General features: G+C 69.9%; 1 pseudogene. It reads left to right on the forward strand.

Features of this window, described 5'->3' with window-relative positions:
• Positions 1–249 (forward strand): annotated as a pseudogene (locus MXF20_RS23315) (hypothetical protein); the annotation flags it as partial.

The following is a 249-nucleotide window of genomic DNA, read 5'->3' on the forward strand; positions in this document are numbered from 1 at the left end:
CGCTGAGCGCCAGCTTCACCGATGCGGCGGGCAACGAGAGCGCCAAATCCACGCCGGTAGTCGTTGACCTGGACACCACTGCGCCAGACGCGCCAGCCATCGGCGGACTGAGTGACGGCAAAGGCACCGACCTGAGCGCGGGCGGCCTGACCAGCGACGGCAGCCTGGAGATGTCCGGCGCCGGCGGCACCGCGGGCGACATCGTCAAGCTGTACGACGGCACCACCCTGATCGGCTCCACCGTGGTCG

Origin of the sequence: Pantoea dispersa (assembly GCF_035783935.1) — a bacterium.
In the GTDB taxonomy this organism is placed as follows: domain Bacteria; phylum Pseudomonadota; class Gammaproteobacteria; order Enterobacterales; family Enterobacteriaceae; genus Pantoea; species Pantoea dispersa_C.